Source organism: Bartonella sp. B35(2025) (assembly GCF_053794465.1).
In genome coordinates, this window is sequence record NZ_CP200035.1 from 645,481 (window position 1) to 664,476 (window position 18,996).

The 18,996-nt window shown below is 33.2% G+C and carries 19 protein-coding genes, 1 tRNA gene and 8 pseudogenes; 8 read left to right on the forward strand and 20 right to left on the reverse strand.

What is annotated here, in order from left to right:
* Window positions 1-25 precede the first annotated feature (25 nt).
* The 3 genes and pseudogenes from V4P56_RS02605 to V4P56_RS02615 form a co-directional block, all read right to left on the reverse strand.
* Window positions 26-1,189, reverse strand: coding sequence for a D-alanyl-D-alanine carboxypeptidase family protein (locus V4P56_RS02605; protein WP_455482523.1), 1,164 nt, complete (start codon window positions 1,187-1,189; stop codon window positions 26-28).
* 325 nt (window positions 1,190-1,514) lie between these two features.
* On the reverse strand, window positions 1,515-2,396 hold the full coding sequence (locus V4P56_RS02610) for a septal ring lytic transglycosylase RlpA family protein (RefSeq protein ID WP_455482524.1): 882 nt from the start codon (window positions 2,394-2,396) through the stop codon (window positions 1,515-1,517).
* Between the two features lie 554 nt (window positions 2,397-2,950).
* Window positions 2,951-3,022, reverse strand: a pseudogene (locus V4P56_RS02615) (DNA adenine methylase); the annotation flags it as partial.
* A gap of 507 nt (window positions 3,023-3,529) precedes the next feature.
* Between V4P56_RS02615 and V4P56_RS02620 the strand changes: the two are divergent.
* A complete protein-coding gene (locus V4P56_RS02620; RefSeq protein ID WP_455482525.1) occupies window positions 3,530-4,462 on the forward strand; it encodes a YopJ/AvrA family T3SS effector serine/threonine acetyltransferase in 933 nt (310 codons plus the stop codon).
* A 138-nt stretch (window positions 4,463-4,600) separates the two neighbouring features.
* Here V4P56_RS02620 and V4P56_RS02625 read toward each other — a convergent pair whose 3' ends face one another.
* Both V4P56_RS02625 and V4P56_RS02630 read right to left on the reverse strand, forming a co-directional pair.
* A complete protein-coding gene (locus tag V4P56_RS02625; RefSeq protein WP_455482526.1) occupies window positions 4,601-4,753 on the reverse strand; it encodes a hypothetical protein in 153 nt (50 codons plus the stop codon).
* Between the two features lie 193 nt (window positions 4,754-4,946).
* On the reverse strand, window positions 4,947-5,174 hold the full coding sequence (locus V4P56_RS02630; RefSeq protein ID WP_455482643.1) for a hypothetical protein: 228 nt from the start codon (window positions 5,172-5,174) through the stop codon (window positions 4,947-4,949).
* Between the two features lie 157 nt (window positions 5,175-5,331).
* On the opposite strand from V4P56_RS02630, the gene V4P56_RS02635 reads away from it, so the two are divergent.
* Both V4P56_RS02635 and V4P56_RS02640 read left to right on the forward strand, forming a co-directional pair.
* The gene (locus V4P56_RS02635; protein WP_455481566.1) at window positions 5,332-5,481 is read left to right on the forward strand and encodes a hypothetical protein; all 150 of its coding nucleotides are present in this window, start codon (window positions 5,332-5,334) and stop codon (window positions 5,479-5,481) included.
* A gap of 159 nt (window positions 5,482-5,640) precedes the next feature.
* A pseudogene (locus V4P56_RS02640) lies at window positions 5,641-6,798 on the forward strand (MFS transporter).
* A gap of 350 nt (window positions 6,799-7,148) precedes the next feature.
* Here V4P56_RS02640 and V4P56_RS02645 read toward each other — a convergent pair.
* The 13 genes and pseudogenes from V4P56_RS02645 to V4P56_RS02705 all read right to left on the reverse strand — a co-directional run.
* Window positions 7,149-7,395, reverse strand: a pseudogene (locus V4P56_RS02645) (late control protein); the annotation flags it as partial.
* Window positions 7,373-7,918 (reverse strand): annotated as a pseudogene (locus V4P56_RS02650) (phage tail protein); the annotation flags it as partial. The pseudogenes V4P56_RS02645 and V4P56_RS02650, both read right to left, overlap by 23 nt.
* Window positions 7,918-8,742 (reverse strand): annotated as a pseudogene (locus tag V4P56_RS02655) (baseplate J/gp47 family protein). The pseudogenes V4P56_RS02650 and V4P56_RS02655, both read right to left, overlap by 1 nt.
* Complete coding sequence (locus V4P56_RS02660; protein ID WP_455482527.1) at window positions 8,739-9,080, reverse strand: GPW/gp25 family protein; 342 nt, start codon at window positions 9,078-9,080, stop codon at window positions 8,739-8,741. Before V4P56_RS02660 ends, V4P56_RS02655 begins: the two are co-directional and overlap by 4 nt.
* A complete protein-coding gene (locus V4P56_RS02665) occupies window positions 9,077-9,718 on the reverse strand; it encodes a phage baseplate assembly protein V (protein WP_455482644.1) in 642 nt (213 codons plus the stop codon). Before V4P56_RS02665 ends, V4P56_RS02660 begins: the two co-directional genes overlap by 4 nt.
* Window positions 9,711-10,172, reverse strand: a pseudogene (locus V4P56_RS02670) (hypothetical protein); the annotation flags it as partial. The pseudogene V4P56_RS02670 and the gene V4P56_RS02665, both read right to left, overlap by 8 nt.
* A 19-nt stretch (window positions 10,173-10,191) precedes the next feature.
* Window positions 10,192-10,704, reverse strand: a complete 513-nt coding sequence (locus tag V4P56_RS02675; RefSeq protein WP_455482528.1) for a hypothetical protein — start codon at window positions 10,702-10,704, stop codon at window positions 10,192-10,194.
* Between the two features lie 502 nt (window positions 10,705-11,206).
* The gene (locus V4P56_RS02680) at window positions 11,207-11,662 is read right to left on the reverse strand and encodes a hypothetical protein (protein ID WP_455482529.1); all 456 of its coding nucleotides are present in this window, start codon (window positions 11,660-11,662) and stop codon (window positions 11,207-11,209) included.
* A gap of 66 nt (window positions 11,663-11,728) precedes the next feature.
* On the reverse strand, window positions 11,729-12,172 hold the full coding sequence (locus V4P56_RS02685; protein ID WP_455482530.1) for a hypothetical protein: 444 nt from the start codon (window positions 12,170-12,172) through the stop codon (window positions 11,729-11,731).
* Between the two features lie 63 nt (window positions 12,173-12,235).
* Window positions 12,236-12,499, reverse strand: coding sequence for a hypothetical protein (locus V4P56_RS02690; protein WP_455482531.1), 264 nt, complete (start codon window positions 12,497-12,499; stop codon window positions 12,236-12,238).
* The gene (locus V4P56_RS02695; RefSeq protein ID WP_455482532.1) at window positions 12,450-12,704 is read right to left on the reverse strand and encodes a hypothetical protein; all 255 of its coding nucleotides are present in this window, start codon (window positions 12,702-12,704) and stop codon (window positions 12,450-12,452) included. Before V4P56_RS02695 ends, V4P56_RS02690 begins: the two co-directional genes overlap by 50 nt.
* An 84-nt stretch (window positions 12,705-12,788) precedes the next feature.
* Complete coding sequence (locus tag V4P56_RS02700) at window positions 12,789-12,923, reverse strand: hypothetical protein (RefSeq protein ID WP_455482533.1); 135 nt, start codon at window positions 12,921-12,923, stop codon at window positions 12,789-12,791.
* On the reverse strand, window positions 12,913-13,392 hold the full coding sequence (locus tag V4P56_RS02705) for a crossover junction endodeoxyribonuclease RuvC (RefSeq protein ID WP_455482534.1): 480 nt from the start codon (window positions 13,390-13,392) through the stop codon (window positions 12,913-12,915). The genes V4P56_RS02700 and V4P56_RS02705 overlap by 11 nt, the downstream gene beginning before the upstream one ends.
* A 130-nt stretch (window positions 13,393-13,522) precedes the next feature.
* Between V4P56_RS02705 and V4P56_RS02710 the strand changes: the two genes are divergently transcribed.
* Window positions 13,523-13,738 (forward strand): hypothetical protein, encoded by a 216-nt coding sequence (locus V4P56_RS02710; protein ID WP_455482535.1) that lies wholly within the window; start codon window positions 13,523-13,525, stop codon window positions 13,736-13,738.
* Here V4P56_RS02710 and V4P56_RS02715 read toward each other — a convergent pair.
* Complete coding sequence (locus V4P56_RS02715) at window positions 13,710-14,063, reverse strand: hypothetical protein (protein WP_455482536.1); 354 nt, start codon at window positions 14,061-14,063, stop codon at window positions 13,710-13,712. The genes V4P56_RS02710 and V4P56_RS02715 overlap by 29 nt on opposite strands.
* Before the next feature lie 150 nt (window positions 14,064-14,213).
* Between V4P56_RS02715 and V4P56_RS02720 the strand changes: the two are divergent.
* The 3 genes and pseudogenes from V4P56_RS02720 to V4P56_RS02730 form a co-directional block, all read left to right on the forward strand.
* Window positions 14,214-14,701 (forward strand): annotated as a pseudogene (locus V4P56_RS02720) (lambda exonuclease family protein); the annotation flags it as partial.
* Between the two features lie 118 nt (window positions 14,702-14,819).
* Window positions 14,820-15,067, forward strand: a pseudogene (locus V4P56_RS02725) (hypothetical protein).
* 2 nt (window positions 15,068-15,069) lie between these two features.
* The gene (locus V4P56_RS02730; protein ID WP_455482537.1) at window positions 15,070-16,113 is read left to right on the forward strand and encodes a tyrosine-type recombinase/integrase; all 1,044 of its coding nucleotides are present in this window, start codon (window positions 15,070-15,072) and stop codon (window positions 16,111-16,113) included.
* 76 nt (window positions 16,114-16,189) lie between these two features.
* On the opposite strand, the gene V4P56_RS02735 is transcribed toward V4P56_RS02730, so the two are convergent.
* Window positions 16,190-16,265: transfer RNA gene (locus tag V4P56_RS02735), tRNA-Lys, on the reverse strand.
* A 545-nt stretch (window positions 16,266-16,810) separates the two neighbouring features.
* Between V4P56_RS02735 and lexA the strand changes: the two genes are divergently transcribed.
* Entirely contained in the window at window positions 16,811-17,527 is a 717-nt protein-coding gene (gene lexA / locus V4P56_RS02740; protein WP_455482538.1) for a transcriptional repressor LexA, read from the forward strand.
* The last annotated feature ends 1,469 nt before the right edge of the window (window positions 17,528-18,996 follow it).

Consider the following 18,996-nt stretch of genomic DNA (forward strand, 5'->3'; position numbering starts at 1 on the left):
TTAATTTTTATTTTAAATATATATATTACAAATATTTTCGTAACCATCCAATTGTTATTTCATAGAATGCATCTTTTATCTTAGTAAAAAAGCTCCCTTCCTGGATATCGGCTCCAGCAAAAACTGGCTTTTCAAGAAGAAGCTTTTTATTTTCTAAAATTTGAATAACACCAACTGGTTGTCCAAAAACGATAGGAGCCTTTAATGGACCATGATATTTAATTTTTGCTTTAATATTTTCTCTTTTTTCATTAGAGAGTCTACAATTTATCGGCTCTTTAACAATGAGTGGAACAAGGTTTTGTGATCCACCATAAACAGAGGCATAACCAATTGTTTCTCCTTTTGTGAAAATTGTTTCAAGATCAAAAGCTGTCATTCCCCATTGCAGAATATTTTCTATTTCTTTTGTACGTCTTTTATCATCTTGCAAACCATTTATTGCTAAAAAAAGACGTTGATGATTTTTATAAACGGCAACAACCATTGAAAAACCTTCTTTCTCACTATAGCCAAAACCAAATCCTTCCGCACCAATTTCCTTAGAAATAAGAGGATTTTTATTACGTTGAAAAATCTTATTCCAAGTAAAGTGGGGTTCACGATAAAGCATGTAATAATCAGGATATTCATGAGCAATATGTCGTACTAATGTGATCATATCGCGTAAGGTTACAAATTGCCCTTCTTCGGGAAGTCCCGTTGCATTAACAAAATGACTATGTGATAATCCAAGTGTCCTGGCTCGCTGATTCATTAATTTTGCAAAATCAGCTTCATTTTCAGATATTCCTTCAGCGAGAATAATAGCTGCATCATTTCCATTAACAATAATTAAACCACGCAAAAGGTCAAAAATACTAATTTCTGTCTTCACTCCTGCAAACATAGTGGTTGTACCAGAAGGTGCTCCACCTTTGCGCCAAGCATTTTCACTTACCTTAAATGTTTGTGTACTGCTTAATATTCCTTTCTTTAATTGATGAAATACTACTTCAGCAGTCATCAATTTTACTAATGAAGCAGGAAAAAAAGCAATATCACTCTGTTTTTCAAAAAGTACTGTATCTGTTTCATCGTCTAATAAAAGTACTTGCGATGCAGAAATTTGAAAATTTTGTGCTTTCCCCCATTCATTTAATATTAATACTAAAAATAAAGCAAATGAAATCCTTAATATCATATACATAGCTGATTCTCCCACATTTAAGGAATCAGCATAAAAAAAAACTTTGTACAAGGAAAGATTTGCTTATTTTTGTAAATTAAGAATTATCTATAAAAAGAAGACACATTTTTATTTTTTATACAGAATCTAATTTTAATATATTAAAAACACAATAAAAATTTTTAGTAAGAAATTTTTATAATATACTCAATTTAATGTTTAAAAATAAGAATCTTACTACAATCAATTACCTAATTATCTATCTTTTTAAAATCTTTTATGATTTAAAAATACAACTACCCTTTTTACAAATTATATAAAATCTTGCTTGTTAAAATAATTTCAATCAATTTACCTTTATCTTTTTGTTTGATTTATTTATAGAAGCTACTCGATCAAATAATACTGGTTTATCAACCAAAAAAGGCCCAGTCTGAGGTAATTTTATTGAAAAATCTTTAATCAGTTTCTTTTTTTCAACCGAGACTTTAACTAATTGTTCCCTACTTTCTACGTTAAATTTTTCTAACATGGAATCATCTTTTTTCTCAGGAATGCCTAATAACGCTAATGATGACGGAGTATAATTTCCAGGCACATAGGAAGCAATTAAATAACCACCATCATAATGTCCAACAGGTGCTTCAGCAACATATTCTACTTTCACATTCGTTATACCAGCATTGGCATAACCAAGTACTGAGGCAGCCTGTTTTGATAAATCAATAATTCTATCTTTCATAAAGGGCCCTCGGTCATTTACTCTCACAATGAGAGAAGCTCCATTTTCTAAATTAGTAACACGAGCATAACTAGGTAAAGGCATTGTAGGATGAGCAGCAGTTAAAAGATTCATGTCATAAATCTCACCATTTGCTGTTAAACGCCCATGAAAGTATGAGCCATACCACGATGCTTGTCCAATACGTTTATAGGTTGGATCACTTTGAGGATAGTACCACTTCCCCTTTATTTGGTAAGGTTTACCAACGACGGCTCGCCCTCGCCCATGATTCTTCATTTTTGATTTATTTTGTTCATTCGAAACTTTTTCAGGTAAAGAAACAATCTTTTTATCAATTATCTTATTACTAGAATTTTTTGTTGTAAAATGTGCTGTTTGTTTTGTACTACAAGATATCAATAATTGGGAAACAGCTACCATAAGAGTAAGATGAAACATTAGTTTAAAAATGGAAATAAAATTCACTTTGCTATTTAAGAGCATCTGTTAAACCCGCTTATTTCTGTTGAAAATTTATTGCAAAAACCATATCGCATTCTTTACATGTGGTAAGAAAATTTATTTTATACACCACTCTTACCTTACACAGTTATGTATATCATTAAAATTTCTACCTTAATCAAGAGCTTAATATAATATTAATTTTTTTTGTTATTTGATGTAAAAATAAATGTTATCTTTGTCAACATTAAAATTCATTTAATATTAATTAAATCAATGTGTTAGTAAAATACATAACTTCATAATATAAACTGTGAATAAAATATGTTTTGCATAAGTGGCAGTACATAACTTTGATCGTAAAAAATCACCACTGATTCATTAACTAATTAATAGCTGCTCATTATTTTTATAAAATTCAAATATTATCCTATTGGTGAGCGCGCAGGGATTCGAATCTGAATTTTTTATTTAATATCTTATTGATTTTATTTATATTTTATAGTGGTTAGGGAATAGGATTTTCAAACGTGCTTCTAAAAATCGCAATTTGTGATGATTAATTCTTTGGCAATAGCATTATTTGAATCGCTGCATTAATAAGATGTAGTGACCTCTTTTAGATTAAATTGACTAAAGGTTTTTCTGATCTCTGGAACATCATTTAAAAGAGGAATGTCTTCAATGATTTTAACAAGAGTTTTAGCTAGCCTTCTTTTGCCACCAACATAAGCAACTGCTGGTGTAACAAGATCAATGGATTTTAATATTTCAGAAGAGATTGTATCCATTATTTCTTCACACTTTTTCATATTTTAAAGCACAGATTTACTGCTTAGAGATTTTAAGGATGAATAAACACAAAGTATTAAATTAATATTTTTAATATTAAATAAGCTTAAATTTTTACATTTATCTATTTTTATAAAGAATATGAAATAATGATATATGTATTTTTTTAATTTTATAAAAAATAATTATAATATTATACAAATATAATTTCGGTTTATATTAAATAAACACTTTATATTATAATTATTTTTATTTTTAATGATATGATCCACGAGATATCATTTTTACACTTTGATAGGTAGTGAATCATTTCTTTAGACATTATTTGACCAAAATGTAAATCAATTATATCCAGCATTGATTACTAGCTGGAGGTTAATACCATGAAACCGCGTGATTTTAAGGTCGTCGCCTCTTCTTCACAAACGCAAGAAAGCGATGTTGCAAACGAGCCACCGGAAGGTGCCCGCGCAAATTTAGAAAAAGACACTTCTTCAGAAGAAGATAGAGAATTCAGTCCTGAAGAATTAAAAGGTGTTATTGCAGGTTTAGAGAAAGATATTGCCGATGGTAGTTGGATACATACTAATTATGCGCATGTAGATATCAGAATAATGCCCGCCTTGGTAGAGCAAGCAAACAAGAAATATCCAGACATGAATCTTCAATTAGCAAATAACCCTTACCACCTTGCTTTCCTCATGAAAAAAGCGATCGATGATAAAACTCAATCTTCTAGATTTATAATTAGCTCGAAGGATACAGTAATTCATTTTGCGGTCATTGATTATAGAGCTCTTGGAGACAAAAACTCCTTCATATTTTTTGAACCAACAACATTTAATGGTATACTACAAGATATGCTAAGAATGAAAACATTAATGGCTGTTAAATCTTGCGAATTGCCTAATTGCCATTTTTCCATGGCTGAGATGGATATTCAGAGAAGCTCCTCTGAGTGTGGAATATTTAGTTTAGCTCTTGCTAAAAAACTTCATATTGAATCTGACCGATTAAGCAAAATGCACGAAGATAATGTTGAAGATATATTATGTAAACCAGATATGCCTTTACCCTCTCATAAATTAGATCAGTATCTTCCTGTTACTTTTTACAAGCATACACAAGGAAGGAAACGTCTCGAAAAATATATAGAATCAAACCCAAGCGCTGTAGATGAAAAAATTAACAAAAAAGATGAAACTATCTTTAAAAGATACGATAAAAACTCAGTTACAACCGAAGAAGGTAAGACTGTCTCTGTTTCGCCACATAGGAAGAGAATTCGTGAATATAGATCTGCCCTCACTTTATGAGGCAATTTTAGTTATTTAAATAAATATTTTATCATTACTATCATGTTTGCTTTTAGTGATATGAAATGCAAAATTATTGCGTAATGTGAATATTATATATTTTATAATAAAAATAAAAAGATTTTTTGATCTTTATTTTTAATTTTTTAAAAACCACTGCTTTAAGAGCGTAAAAATATTGTCTAGTGCATCCATGAGACGTGCAAAATCAAGAATCAATAAAAAGACAATAAATACGATCCATTTCATAAAACGAGACATCACCTTCACACTTTGGTAAGTAACGATCATTTCTTGAAGCATTTCTTTTTCTGATTTCGTAAGCTCTGTTGTTTTTTAAATTTTTTTCTGACCATGTTTCTACCCGCACAAGCGTTCACCTTGTTTGTTGTACTCTAAAATATCTCTTGCTAAGTTTGAGCTGATAGCGTTCAGATCTTTCTTTCTTAAGTAAATGGGCATCCAACCTAGACAGGAAACAGACCTATTTATCACGCACCCACTTGGTAAGATCAGCACGCACATCAGCATCACTTTTCTTGTTAATCTCATTTTCCACCTTAAGCCGTCTTGCTGCTGCCTCTAAAGCTTTCTTTATTTGCTTTTGTTTTTCAGCATATTTTCCAAGATAAAAAGCTTTCGCTATGGCCATAAAAAAAGCAGCTAAAGCTGCCATAATGAACATGAAGTTTTTCCTCATCCACCACATCATAAGATAATCCAAGACCAAATTTTTTTCATCTGATGAACAAAGCTGCTTTTAATATGACAGACGCACTATTACATATGTAGGTTCGTCCACAACAAATGCTATTGTTGAGCCGCTTATTATTCCAGGCAAAACAAAATGTTATTCGTGTGTGAATCATATGAAGGATGTCAATGAGTGTGAGTTTAAGTTTGTTAAAAATATCAAGAAAAATTACATGAATAGTTTGATAGATCCGTATAATGCGGTCGCTGGTTCTTTGGCTGCTCTTGAAGCAGTAAAATATTTAACGAATTTTGATAAATGTTAAATTATGGAACGTACATTATTCATTGATTTTTCTGGATATAAAATTGGTAAAATTGAAAATCTATATAGCAGATATTGCCATATTTGTAATAAGATGTAAATTTATGTGTTTCATATGAAGTAATGTATTAGTTACTTTCTTAGCATTGTTAGTGAATAAATAGGCAGTATATTAACATTTGGTTTCTTATTTAATGGTATAAGAATTCTGACAGGTGCCTTTGTTGTGTTTTATATGCTTGAAAAAGGATTAACTATTGTCGACATAGGTATAATTAAGTCATTTCAAGCTTTTATTATGATGGTTACAGATATTCCTCTTGGGTATTTTGCAGATAGAAAAAGTTATAAAATATCTATAATTTTGGCGTCAGCTTTTTCAGCTACATGGCTGTTTCTTATGGGAGTTTCTAAAGGCTTTTGCGGTATTCTTTTGGCAGAATTTTTTAATGCGCTGTCGCTTACATTGATTGCTGGTGCCTACAATGCTCTACTTGTTCAATATGCAAAAACAAAGCTTACATCTACTAAAAAGGTGCTTGGTTCTAGCTCTCAATATAATTATACTGGAATGTTTGTATTTAGTTTGGTAGGCGCATATTTTGCTGATTATTCTAGTCAATATATATGGTACGTATCTGCATTTTTAATGATGATTACAACAATATTTGGTTTATTTTTTTAGATGATCTAAAAGGAGAAAAAAATAAAACAAACGAATTCTCTAATTTCTGACGCAAGAGAGATGTTATCTATTTTTGTTAAGATTCCTTATATATCTCTATGTTTTTATTTTTTACTTATTTTTTTCAATATATTCTCGCAGTATTGGCAATGGATATTTAAAGACTATGATATCGATGTAACTTACTTCTATCTTGGTATGATATTTTCTCTTATTTTGCTTTCTCAACTACTCGCTAGTTTTTTATTTACAAAACTGAATGAGAAGATGAATTTCATTTTACTGCTATCTCTTTCAACTTTTATGATTTTGACGGCTGCTTTCTTTTATCCAAGAAAGGAAATTGCCGTTGCTTTAGTATGCATGATTTTTTATTTAATTAAACAAGCATCCCTTCGTACAGAAGTTATCTTGCACGACAGCATCAGCGATAATCTCAGAGCAACGTACGAATCCTTTCTCTCAACTGCTGGAAGACTTAGCTTATTGATGATTTTTTACATCAGTGCGTATATGGTAAATATATTTGGTTTTCTGTCTCTAGTTTACATTTTCGGTATATTTATGTTCATATTTATTTTTTGCTGTGTTTTTTTAGAAAGAATCCTTAAAAAATCTCGACGAGAATATTAATTTATCCGTTATCATTAAATTTCCCCCAGTAGCTTAATATATCAAAGCGCATACCACAGGTCTTTATCAATTAATTGGCTTTTAATTTTTTTTACATTCAATAAAATGATAACAAACCTACCTCCCCTTCTCATTTTGAGTCCAATCATAGGAAGTTCTCTTGCTATGCTTAGCGTAAGATGATACTCTTTTAATACTTACATTTCAACATCTTCAATATCCACCAATTATTGCGAATATGAAAATAAAGCCTTTCTTTTTGAAGGAAGAAAATTTGATCTATATCTTGCAAAAGCATTATTTGTTTTTACCCTTTAAATAAATTCCTTTATTGTTTTTAAGGCGTTTTCTCACACATCTCCCTCATCCATATAGATGACATCCTCATCTTCATCATATGACGCATCAGATGGAGCGTTGGGATCGATGATGTCATCTTTATCGGGTGTAGTACTTGCAATATTCTCTGCTGGATCTTCTTGTGCTTTGTTAAAGAGCTCGCATTCTGTGTTTGTGGTATAACCGCCTGTCCCTATCAAGTTTGTGCTTAACGCTTTTGATACGCCATTCTGCTGGAATATAAGGTGTCATCAGCGGTCATCTGCACACCGCTTTCACGTTCAAGCAGCGTATTGTCTAATCTTTACATGTTCTCTTCGACAGCTCCAACGTTATACCCATGAGTGGCGCGTCGAAAATCAGAACGCAAACTTTTAGACAGGTTTGTAATCGCCACAATTGCTTCGAGACTGCTTTGTTCAGGTAAACGATCAAAATTAAGCTGGAAGGAATTCCACCAGACACGCCCTGTCCATGCTGCTGTAAAATAGGCTGAAAGCTCTAACCACTTTAACCCCATAGCGATAGCTGCTAACGATCCACGTACCTGCTGCCATTTGGAACCTGTATCAAGCAAATCATAAAGATTTGGAACATAAGGGGTTAACTCACCAAACCCATATTCTTCAATCAGCCACGACAAAAAGCAAGGCGGCCTTATTATAAGCTTAGTACGCGAAATCTCTGAGATAGAATCATCAACGTCTTTATGAAAATCACAAGCATCCGCAAGCCTCTTTTCAAATTCTGTTGCATTAGTTGGGAGTAAATATCCAACCATTAACGTGTCCGACCCTTAAAATTTAATGTGATTTTGCCAAGAGACAAAACTTCTTCAGCTGAAACCGCAATATCATTTGTTGGCTCAAGAGCAATAATTTTCTGCACACCCAAAAGCATCAATTTTGAGACCCACCATGATAAACTTAACTCGCGCTCAAGAATTTGTTCTTGCCTCCATGCTGTTCTTAAATTTGCTTCCATTTGTGCTAAAATTGTCAGTGCTGTTTCTTGCAACAGCCAAACATCGGCTTCCAAATCTATAACCTTTGCTACAGCAGCATGAACAATAATCGTATCATTGGTCATAATCACACTTTTCTCGTGAAGAGCTACTGAGACTTTCTCTAAGAGGTCTTGACTCGCTGTTTCTTCATTGTTGCTGAAAATGGCAACATGAATGGTTGGATTTTTCCCTTTACGGTAAACAATGGCATCCTTAACACGGTTATCTGCTGACATAGCTACAAATTTATAATAAGGTTCTGTACCACTGTCTTTATCACTGCGGACGTGAAGCCTAATGCGTTCATGATATCTGTCATCACCTTCAGTATCCATCCGTTGAACACCGTGCCAATCTCCTAAAGCATCAAGAGAATTGCCTATTGCAAAATCAAGAATATTGTTGCGTGCTGCTTCATTAATGCGTTTCCTTAAAAGCAATTCTTGATAACTAAAAGCCTCAATGACTTTTAAAGCCGGATCACTTTCAAGAAATGTGTAATTTGGTAACTATTCTTTTAAATGGGCAAGACTTGCTGCACGGATTTCCTCAAAAGAAAGTTCCGAGAGAATTTCAGGTTTAACAAAGGTTTGACTCATTTTATCAGCAACCCTTCCATGGCAATGGGTTTGCCTGATGGCAAGTAAATTCCTGCAAATGATAAGGAAACTTTGCCAGCCTCAACCCATTTCAAATCAATTTCTTTAAGTTTGAAACGCGGTTCCCATTGATCCAGTGCTTCCGCAATCGCCGCATAAAGCGCAACCGCAAAAACATCATTAACGGTGGCATCAATCAGTTCAGGAACCCGTGAACCATAATCACGCCGCATCACACGCGTGCCAATCCGTGTGAATAAAATATCAAGGATCGATTGACGCAAATGATCGATGCCGGATAAGGGCTTGCTTGTTTTCCGATCCATTCCTGTGGTCAAATGGGAACTCCTGTCATAGAGCCGCCAGAAGCAACACCACTGTGAATGTGAGATGCTCCTACATTGCTACCGTTATGGGTTAAAGAGCTGCCATTTATTGAAACATGACCGCTAGCTTTTAAAGAAAGATTGCCCTCTGCGCTTAAGCTCACATCACTTTTTGAAGCAATTTTGATGCCATCAGGGGCTGTAAGCTCTAACATGCCACCCTCTCCTTTCATGGAAACGCCATCAGAAATCGTGAGAATAAACTTCCCTCCGGACTTGATAGAGAGAGCGTAAGTATTCTTTGCATCATCATATTCAATGACTGTGCCATCAGGGTACACGGTATGATGAATGCTCCCTTTATCCGCAACTTGATTAGCATCGGTATGAATGGAACCAATAATCACTCCTTGAGATAAATCCCCCGATGATGACACAACACCCACTTGCTCGACAATATCGCGTCCTTCATAGGAACAGGTTTTGCCTGCACGCGCTTGTGTATCTGGAATCCAATCACTGACCAAAGTGCCACTTCTTACTCGATAACGAGCGTTTTTATGATCTGCATGGCTAATCTTTCCTACAACAACTATATTGACCATACGCCTTTTTAAATCCGTAATCTCTTTATTGCGCTGCTCAAGCATGAATATCCTCGATTTTATGGTATTTATCATCATTCCTTCTCCCTATTTCGGGAGTAACATCTACAAAAGGCTCAACAAATCTTGCTTCTATAATTCCTCCATTTGTGTCAAGAATGTTCGTTACATAAGTGACTTCAAAGGTCAAAATAGCTCTATGAAGCGCTAAAACACCGTTATCACCAAAGGCCATCGCAATATTCTGTAGCCGACAACTCTCAACCCTATTGTTTAAAGTGGGATTGGCGTGGAAAATCTCCTCAACTTCCCATGCCAACTGATCAACACAGCGCGCTCCCTTTTCTTGCGTTGCATAACATTCAACATCAACTGTTAAAATACGCCGCCGCAATCCATGAGCATGACCTTCTTCCAGCCTTTCGTTTTGCGTAGAAACGTTAATGGCTGGCATACTCTCAACAGAGAAATTAAAGTCCCGCATATTAAAAACACGCTCATCAAGCTGTTGTCCTGTACTAGCAGCAACACATTCCTTCTCCTGATAAAGCCTTGCAGCTATATGTACGACTCATAATGTAAGCGGCAAAAATCAGAAAAATATGCCAAAGAAGGGTGTTGGAGATATAAAAGAGACCATCATTTACTGAAAAGAAGATTTCGTCTCCCAAAACAACAGAAAAGGAAATATCTGTCTTTAAACTGCATGGAAAAGTCAATGTCACAAGCGCCAAAATAATCAAAGAAGCAAGCTGGCGCATATATTGGCGTAGATGAGATGTTATAATATTCCAAGACGTTGTGTGTTCATATTGGTATTCTGAATCAAAATGTAACTTTGAGGGAAGTTTAGAGTTGGACAAAACTGCAAAAGCAGTTGTCACCATTCCCAAAGCAATAGATGCAAATGTTAAAACACCTTGGATAAAATCAGTATTCTTTTCTGATACAAAAAAGAATGAACTCACAAATACCATAAGCCAGAAACTAAATGATAAAATTTTTGTTTTCTTCATTGTAAACATACTCATTTTTTTAACAATTTTCGCTAATTTTTTGATATTTTTATTAATCTCATCTATGATTGATTCATAGTTAAGAATGACTTTATGTGACACACTTCCGTAACTTTATGCTTCTACTTGTGCTTTAGTATCCCAATCTGCTCTTTTAGAGAAAATCCGTAATACTGCCACCCTCATTCTTTAATGCTATACTAATGTTTGTAAACATCATAAGCATCGAGCGCCTCTCTATTTTAAAATTACACGAGAACGCCCAATAATTGCTGCAATGTTTTTGCATTGACGTTAGCTATCTATATTTTTTTTAAACAAATGTTTTTAAATTTGTGTATCTTAAAATCCTTCATTCATATTGATGGATTTATTCGTTTTAAATTTGATACAACACAGCTGTTTTTGCTTCCAGCTATAAATTTTACATCAAAAAAACTTTTAAATCATCCTTTAAAATGCATATCTGATACGAAACGATCAGCATTTTTCACTAATTTGCTAGATTAAGAGACTTTCAAGCTGCTTTATCCCGCTGTGCTTTGGCAAAATACGCTTTTGATTTTGCGGAATCTGGAACATCAAGCATTTGCCTCAGTTCATCGAATTTTTCTGCAGAAATCGGCTCTCCTTTTGGTTTTAGCTTAACCTCTGATCTTTTTAAATACTGAAATATGTTTTGAACTGCTTTTCGAACACCATTTTCAAGCTGTTCACAATAAAGAAACAGATCTGTTGCTGATGGCATAAACGTTGTCGAAAAGCCTTTTGCTTTACCTTTTATCACGTCCCTTATTGCCGTCTTAAGTTCCCACTGGCTCACCCCATCAAGTGCAAAAAAATATCCAAGTGCAGTAGCTTTTTCATCTGCTGCAGTTGAAGTTTTACGAGCACCAGACAGCACATCAAATATTAAACTGATTTCTTGCTCAGAAGCTTGGTCATCAAGTTGTTTTAAAGCCTCATTACCCAAGGCAATGACTTGCGCCGCTTCTGCAATCGATGGTTTTTGTCCCGGAAGCCAATGGAATGGTGGGTCTTACGTCATCCTCAAAGAGAAACCTGTACGCACTGTCAGAATGTTTGATATTGCGCATGTGTTCAGCGACACGGTGCCCCCCCAGCCACGCTGTTGACCTGTTTGATAACCAGTTCCTTTTCCATAATTGTTTCCTCTCGCTAAATCCTCAACAGTCTTACGTACCCAATTACGCCACGTTGCTGACCAATCATGCTTGGTCGCATCTTTTCCTGTCTTGGCACTCCAATAATCTCTGAACTTTTCAATCTCGATTTTTACCCGCTCTGGAAACAAACCTTTTCCGATTGCAAAATCGTAATCCGGTTCAAAATCCTCAGGCAATCGACAACCACGTTCGCCCTTTCTTCGTGAAGAACGCTTTTTTGCAGGTGAAGCAACAGGCTCTTGCGCTTGAGCCATAGCTGTCTCGTGAAGAACATCTCCAATGATTTCTTCAAGCATTTTTGCACTTGAAGGATTATTGCGTGCTGGTATTTTCTCTAGCGCTTCATCGTCAATCAGTGGCTAGTTTTTGAAATCGGGGATACCGTCGTTATTTTGCTGGTGAATAGGAAAATGGTTTTCTGATGATGTTTTGACTGGATCTGAAAAATTCTCCAGAACATCAACCTCTATTTGCTCGTGAACCAGATCCTCAGTTTCTGAATTGTCAGAACCCATTTCTTTTTCTTTTTTTGCTAACACGATAGTGTTAGTTTTTTTATTTTTATTTATATTTTTATTTTCTTTTAGGGGGGTGTGTGGGGATCTTTTCTTTTCGCTTAACATCGTTTATTTCAGCAAAATCATTTTGCTTACCGTTTGCTTCAGCAAAATTATTAATTGATTGTTTTATATGCGTTTTTGCTTGTGCACCTTTTTTACCAGCTTTGCTGCGAATTTGAGATATGTGTTCCTTTTTTTCACTAAACTCTTTTAGCTCTTCCTCAACGCGATAACTCCACAAACGATCATTGTTTAATTGAATAATCATTCCTTTCCAAATTAAAGTTTCTAATGCTTTCTTAAAGGCTTTTTCTGAACAGCCTACAGCGCACGCTAAAAGAGAATTCTCTTCTCAAATTGGTTCACGTGCTCGACACATAAAAGCAATAAGCGTACTATAAGAAGCCTTCTCTACCGCATTAGTACCAGCAAAATCCATGATCCATTCTTGATAAAAATTCCGCACCCAAGGTAGCCTATTGGACATGTGTGTCCTTCCCTTTAATTAAATGTAAAATTGCTAAAGCATCTGCTTCGTTATCATCTTGTGGCGCATGTCCTTTAGAACGCACCGCCTTTATCATTTCTTCCTTTGAGGCATTCCTCTTCCCTGTCGTCGCTTTTTTAATTGTACAGACTGGAATGCCTTCATAAGGAATTGTGTGATGTTCACACCACGCTGTTAAGGTTGCTAACAAACCACCATAAACATGAGCAGCATCGGTACCCACATGACGGCGCACCTCTTCAAAATACACCTCATCAACTTGACTCGCGGTCATCTTCATTTCTGTAAGCCATTGCTTAAAGCGCAAATAACGTATTCCCCCACCCTCAAAACGTCGTGGTTGGAAATTGGCTGTTCCACTTATAATGTGATTATCTGCACCACAGATCGCCCAGCCAGTCCTCGTGCCTAAATCAAGGCACAATGTGGTTTGTGAATTAAAGCTCATAATCCCCCCTAAGGCTGTTACATATTTATATGTAACGCTATGACAGAGTGTGTCATGATTGGATCTCTTGCAAAAATATTTTTGAAAAAAATACCCTTTCGCTGATTCTAAAAAAGCGAGGGGAAAAACGATGCAGGATTGGATAATTGATAACGCTATATTTTTACTGCATCAGATAAATGATGGCGCTTCCATAGTTGCTCCCGTCATTATTACAATGGCTACAGGAGTATTAGCGCTCTTTGTGCAACAACGAAGTTTAAAAAAACAACTTAAAATCATCCAACGACAAACCATAGCATCAGAAACCCAGACTGCTAAGCACGAGATTTTGGTCCATCTTTGAAATTAAAGGCAATATTCCACCCACAAGAATATGACAAAACTTTATCTGTTGTTATGGTAAAGCTGTATATTAAAAATTCTACGGAAAAAGATATAATGATAAGGAATATACGCATATCAAAAAAAAGTCCCTTCCAATTTATTAAAAATGCTTGTCGTTTTACTAAATACAAACCTGTATCTTCAGATGAGCAGCTCGTCATAAAAAGGACGAGTTCTAAGCACATCGCTTTATATCCTAAAAATATAAAGTCCAATTCTTCACCAGAGCATGCTTTAAATTTTTTTATTATGCCGGCTAAAGTCGTCAATTGTTTAGATCTCATGGTTACTTGCCGTAAGCCTAATGCCAGAAATATTGCAAATTTTATACTTGAACACACTTCATTGATTAACCCAGAGAAAACACTCACTGTTCATTTCTGGGTATCATGGACACGCGATAAAAGCACATACCATAAATTTATACCCGAAGAGAGCGCCTAACAGGAAAAATAAGCCCACATTATGAAACCGAAGACATACGGTGGGGTATTGAGCATGAAGAGGATGCAATTGAAGAATATAGCTTCATTTATGATACCAATATAACAAGATGCGGCTTTTTGTGCCCCACCCCACAATTGCAATGGCTGGTGCAAGTCCTGATGGTCTTATTGGAGAGCATGGATTAATCGAAGTCAAATGCCCCAAATCAACAACCCATATACGCTTTTTTATCGATAATCAGATCAAGCCTGAATATGTCGCACAAATGCAATTCCAAATGGCTTGTATAAGGCGCGAATGGTGTGATTTTGTAAGCTACGACCCACGCTTTACCGACCAATCATCACATTTACGTCTCAAAATACGACGCATTCGCCGTGATGAAGAACAGATTGAACACATCAACAAAGCTGTTGAAGCATTTTTAACAGAGATAGAACAAGGCATGAAGCAGATATTGACTAAGGCTGCTTAACAACTATGGGGGTGCTTTTTTCTTCCTCTTAGCACCCCCGCCCTCTCTCATAACAGCTTTTCATTAAATGCGTGATTCACGCCACAAGTGAATTGCACCTAAAATTAGGAGACCAGATATGGCTCATCGCATACCTACTATAACCAGCCAGCAATCGCTCGTACCCTGAGAGAAGCCAAAAAACAAGAAGCAGAGGTTGTGGAAATCAAACCAACGGGTGAATTGTTAATTCATATTAATAAAATTAGAACATCAGAAACTATAGGAAATACTTATAGCATAGATGATTTTCCACCACTTGAAACTGAACAAGAAGAATATAGCTCCAATAAAGTTTGTCGCTCTGTTGATGGTATAAAGTTTTAGCCATGCCTAAACGTCGTCCCCCTTATCTTGTTCGTGAATGCATTCGCCATGGTAAAATTATATGGTATGTACGTATTGGTCACGGATCACGGTTTCGGATTGAAGGAACCTACGGAACACAAGAGTTTGTTGACAACTACACACTTGCCATCAAAGAAGAGCAAAACGGCTCCTCAAAAACCACGAAGCGCACCAAACTTACAGAAGGGTCTTTCGATTGGTTGTTGAATCAATACTTACAAAGTATGCAATGGCATAATCAATCAGAATCGACCCAAAAAGTTAAATACAGAATCTTAAACAATGTTTCTAAACTTATTGGTGATCGTTCTTATAAAAGCATAGAAAAACAACATATTCTTGATGCTGTAGACAGAAGACGTAATACCCCCGCAGCAGCAAGGCATTTTTTAACAGCTTTAAATGGTCTGTTTAATTGGGCGGTTGATAATGCTCTTCTAAGCAAAAATCCTGCTTTGAACATAAAAGCACCAAAATCTTTTAATCCAAATGGCTTCACGCCGTGGTTAGAAGAAGACATCGACAAATATTATCGCCGTTGGCCACACGGTACACATGAGCGTGTCTGGATTGATGTGCTTTTGTATACTGGCTTGCGACGTGGTGATGCAGTTCGAATCGGCTGGAAAGATGTTACAGATAATGTCATTTACTTAAAAACAGAAAAGAGCCAATTTAAAACAGATGTTTTTCTTCCAATTTTACCTGAATTAACAGAAACTCTTAAAATTGGACCTATTGGTGATGAAACATTTATTTGCGGGAAAAGCGGGAATAAACTTGTTAAAGAAAGTTTTGGCAACCTATTTCGGGAGGCCTGTAATGCAGCAGGCATAAAAAAATCAGCACATGGATTAAGAAAATTAGCAGCAACACGCGCCGCAAATTCAGGTGCAACAGTCTCACAACTTAAAGCAATTTTTGGCTGGACAGAAGATAGCATGACATCACTCTATACCAAAACAGCTGATAGAAAACGACTTGCAATAGAAGAAATTAAAAAACTACAAAAAAGTTCGGGATAGAAAAAAAATAAATTAAAAGAATCAAATTATTCAAAAATCCCTAACTTTTACACAATTTATTGATTTTATTAAAATGTGGTGAGCGCGCAGGGATTCGAACCCTGGACCTACTGATTAAAAGTCAGTTGCTCTACCAGCTGAGCTACGCGCTCCCAAACAAGATATTATCACTTGTAGAAAACGATTGGAACATAAAGTCGACTTTTCATTTGGTCAACACCTTTTAAAAAAAATATTACTTTACGTGGTAGTTATCAATATCTTTTCTAATTTACGTCTCTTTTTATAATCGCACATAAAATTTTTATTATTTTTTAATTTAAAAATAAGTAATAATTTATAATAAATAATAATAAAAATTATACTACATAATAATGTATTATTAATATATGAATATTATTATTTATAATAAGCTGTTTTATAATTTATTTTATAATAATTATAATTATTTAATATTATTAATTAATATATAAAATATATATATTAAATATAATTAAATTACTTTAAATATTAATTATATAATAAATTTTTTATATTATATAAATTACATTATTATTTAAACATAAATAACCATTTATAATTATTATCATTTTTAAAATCAAAAAATAAATAAGATAATTTTGATTTATTTTATAAAAAATTATAAAATAATTATTAAACACATATCTTTTCTTTGATTTTTTAATTGGAATACTGAATGTTGACATGTAAACAATATGAGCTACTCTTATTCATTCATGATTATATAAAAAAAACAGGTGTTCCCCCTTCCTTTGATGAAATGAGAAATGCTTTAGAACTTGCTTCAAAATCTGGTATTCATAGACTTATTATTGCACTAGAAGAACGAGGCTTTATACACCGCCTACCAAATCGTGCCCGAGCAATGGAAGTTATCCGGCTTCCCGATAAAATAACATTTAATCTTTCTTCAGCTCGTAAAATTTTTTCTAGTATGATAGACAAAAATAAAAGAGAAATAGCAAAAAGAAGCTTTGGAAATCTTGATAATTTTGACGCAGAAGATAAACAAAATGCTACTGTTCCTATTATGGGGCGTATTGCTGCTGGTGTACCTATTTCTGCTATACAACAACAAACGAACACGCTTTCATTACCATCAAACATGATTAGCTTAGGTGAATATTATGCTCTAGAAGTTAAGGATGATTCTATGATTGAAGCCGGTATTCTTGATAAAGATACCATAATTGTTAAATGTCAAAATACAGCAACATCAGGTGAAATTGTTATTGCTTTCATTGATAAAAAAGAAGCAACTCTAAAACGTTATCGACGCAAAGGAGCATCTATTGCATTAGAAGCTGCAAACCCTCACTATGAAACACGTTTATACAGACCTGAGCAAATACAAATACAGGGTAAACTTATTGGACTTATTCGTAAATATTAAAAATTATCTAGCACACCCTCCATATTAAATATAAATATTCTTTATTTATTGTTTTATACGCAATAATCAAATATTATGAAAGCAATAAAATAGCTTTTAACAAATTATATTGTTAATATATATTATAGATATAAATTACTTTTTATTAAAAAAAAAATTAAAATTAGTATAAATAAAATTCTTTTATATAAAAATTTTAAAAACTACTGTTACAAAAATACTTTTCTTTTTAAATAGACAATAAAATTAAAAATAATAATTAAAATATCTAAATTTTTACTTTATAATATTTATTAGATACATTTATTATCTTATTTCTAAAGTAAAATTTTGTATAATTTAAAAAATTAGATAATTAAACGTACTGTTTGCTTAAAAAAAATTAATATAAAATCTAAATAAAAAATAATACTGATAACATCAGTTTATGTAAAAATAATAATAATCTACTATAAATACTTTAGATAAAAAACTTTAAGCTTTATTAATAAATTTATAAAAAATATATGAAGATTATATTCATAAATAATTATTCAAATGCTATTTGATAATAAATTATTTAAAATATAATTTATATATAAGTAATTTATTATTATTAAAATTTAACAATTTTATACTTATACAATTTTGATTGTATCACAGTTTAAAATCATAAAAATGTTTATATTTATTTTTATTAATATTTAATATTTGTAATAAGATTTTAAAATTACAAATTTCTTCATCAAAGTACAAATCATAATATCTTTATATTTTGCATTTACTTTATCACATTGCATTACAAACTAGCTTAATTACCAAAAGTAATGAGAATTACCTTAAAAAAATTTCTCCATATTTAAAAAAGGTGTAAATAAAAAATCCCTTTGATTATTTATAAGCTTTTTAAGTATGGCTGCTAATCAGCCACCATAAATAAATTTATAAATATTTTCTAAATATCATCACAATAATATCTAAAAATTAATAAAAAATATTTTTCTTTACGGATAATACAGATACAAATTATAATATCGTAATTTAAAATATATTAAGAGACATATTTTGATATACGCAGATTTATCTGTAATAACTGAATAAGCCCCCTGATATTCAAGGTGATATGACATATAATAAAACTTTTTAAAATGTGTCTTTGAAATCTTAATTGTTCTTGATCAAGGTTACAGGTAAAAATTTTAATAAGTAAAAAATTATACTACTTAATATTTAAAAAGAAGTATTAATAATCTAAATAAAACAATAAGATATTTTTTTAAGAAAGCACAAAAAATTACTAAACTCTTACCATATATAACACAAAAATTATTTATGCAATTTATTAAATTCAATAATTAAAAGGTAACTCGAAATATTAAGATGACTAAACATATGATTCTCCTATCAAAGAATCAGCTTTATCTACATTCTTTTTCAAAGTCTAATATTTAACTGAAATATCGCCCACAATACCATATCTTACGAAATAC

What these genes read in the sequence shown, in the direction of transcription:
- V4P56_RS02675 (WP_455482528.1), bottom strand. Translation starts at nt 10,704, where the DNA reads ATGAGTATGTTTACAATGAAGAAAACAAAAATTTTATCATTTAGTTTC.
- V4P56_RS02635 (WP_455481566.1), top strand. Translation starts at nt 5,332, where the DNA reads ATGAAGGATGTCAATGAGTGTGAGTTTAAGTTTGTTAAAAATATCAAG.
- V4P56_RS02630 (WP_455482643.1), bottom strand. Translation starts at nt 5,174, where the DNA reads ATGATGTGGTGGATGAGGAAAAACTTCATGTTCATTATGGCAGCTTTA.
- V4P56_RS02605 (WP_455482523.1), bottom strand. Translation starts at nt 1,189, where the DNA reads ATGTATATGATATTAAGGATTTCATTTGCTTTATTTTTAGTATTAATA.
- V4P56_RS02730 (WP_455482537.1), top strand. Translation starts at nt 15,070, where the DNA reads ATGCCTAAACGTCGTCCCCCTTATCTTGTTCGTGAATGCATTCGCCAT.
- V4P56_RS02710 (WP_455482535.1), top strand. Translation starts at nt 13,523, where the DNA reads ATGCAGGATTGGATAATTGATAACGCTATATTTTTACTGCATCAGATA.
- V4P56_RS02665 (WP_455482644.1), bottom strand. Translation starts at nt 9,718, where the DNA reads ATGCTTGAGCAGCGCAATAAAGAGATTACGGATTTAAAAAGGCGTATG.
- V4P56_RS02695 (WP_455482532.1), bottom strand. Translation starts at nt 12,704, where the DNA reads ATGATTATTCAATTAAACAATGATCGTTTGTGGAGTTATCGCGTTGAG.
- lexA (WP_455482538.1), top strand. Translation starts at nt 16,811, where the DNA reads ATGTTGACATGTAAACAATATGAGCTACTCTTATTCATTCATGATTAT.
- V4P56_RS02685 (WP_455482530.1), bottom strand. Translation starts at nt 12,172, where the DNA reads ATGCTTGAAGAAATCATTGGAGATGTTCTTCACGAGACAGCTATGGCT.
- V4P56_RS02700 (WP_455482533.1), bottom strand. Translation starts at nt 12,923, where the DNA reads ATGTCCAATAGGCTACCTTGGGTGCGGAATTTTTATCAAGAATGGATC.
- V4P56_RS02705 (WP_455482534.1), bottom strand. Translation starts at nt 13,392, where the DNA reads ATGAGCTTTAATTCACAAACCACATTGTGCCTTGATTTAGGCACGAGG.
- V4P56_RS02715 (WP_455482536.1), bottom strand. Translation starts at nt 14,063, where the DNA reads ATGAGATCTAAACAATTGACGACTTTAGCCGGCATAATAAAAAAATTT.
- V4P56_RS02690 (WP_455482531.1), bottom strand. Translation starts at nt 12,499, where the DNA reads ATGTTAAGCGAAAAGAAAAGATCCCCACACACCCCCCTAAAAGAAAAT.
- V4P56_RS02620 (WP_455482525.1), top strand. Translation starts at nt 3,530, where the DNA reads ATGAAACCGCGTGATTTTAAGGTCGTCGCCTCTTCTTCACAAACGCAA.
- V4P56_RS02610 (WP_455482524.1), bottom strand. Translation starts at nt 2,396, where the DNA reads ATGCTCTTAAATAGCAAAGTGAATTTTATTTCCATTTTTAAACTAATG.
- V4P56_RS02625 (WP_455482526.1), bottom strand. Translation starts at nt 4,753, where the DNA reads ATGATCGTTACTTACCAAAGTGTGAAGGTGATGTCTCGTTTTATGAAA.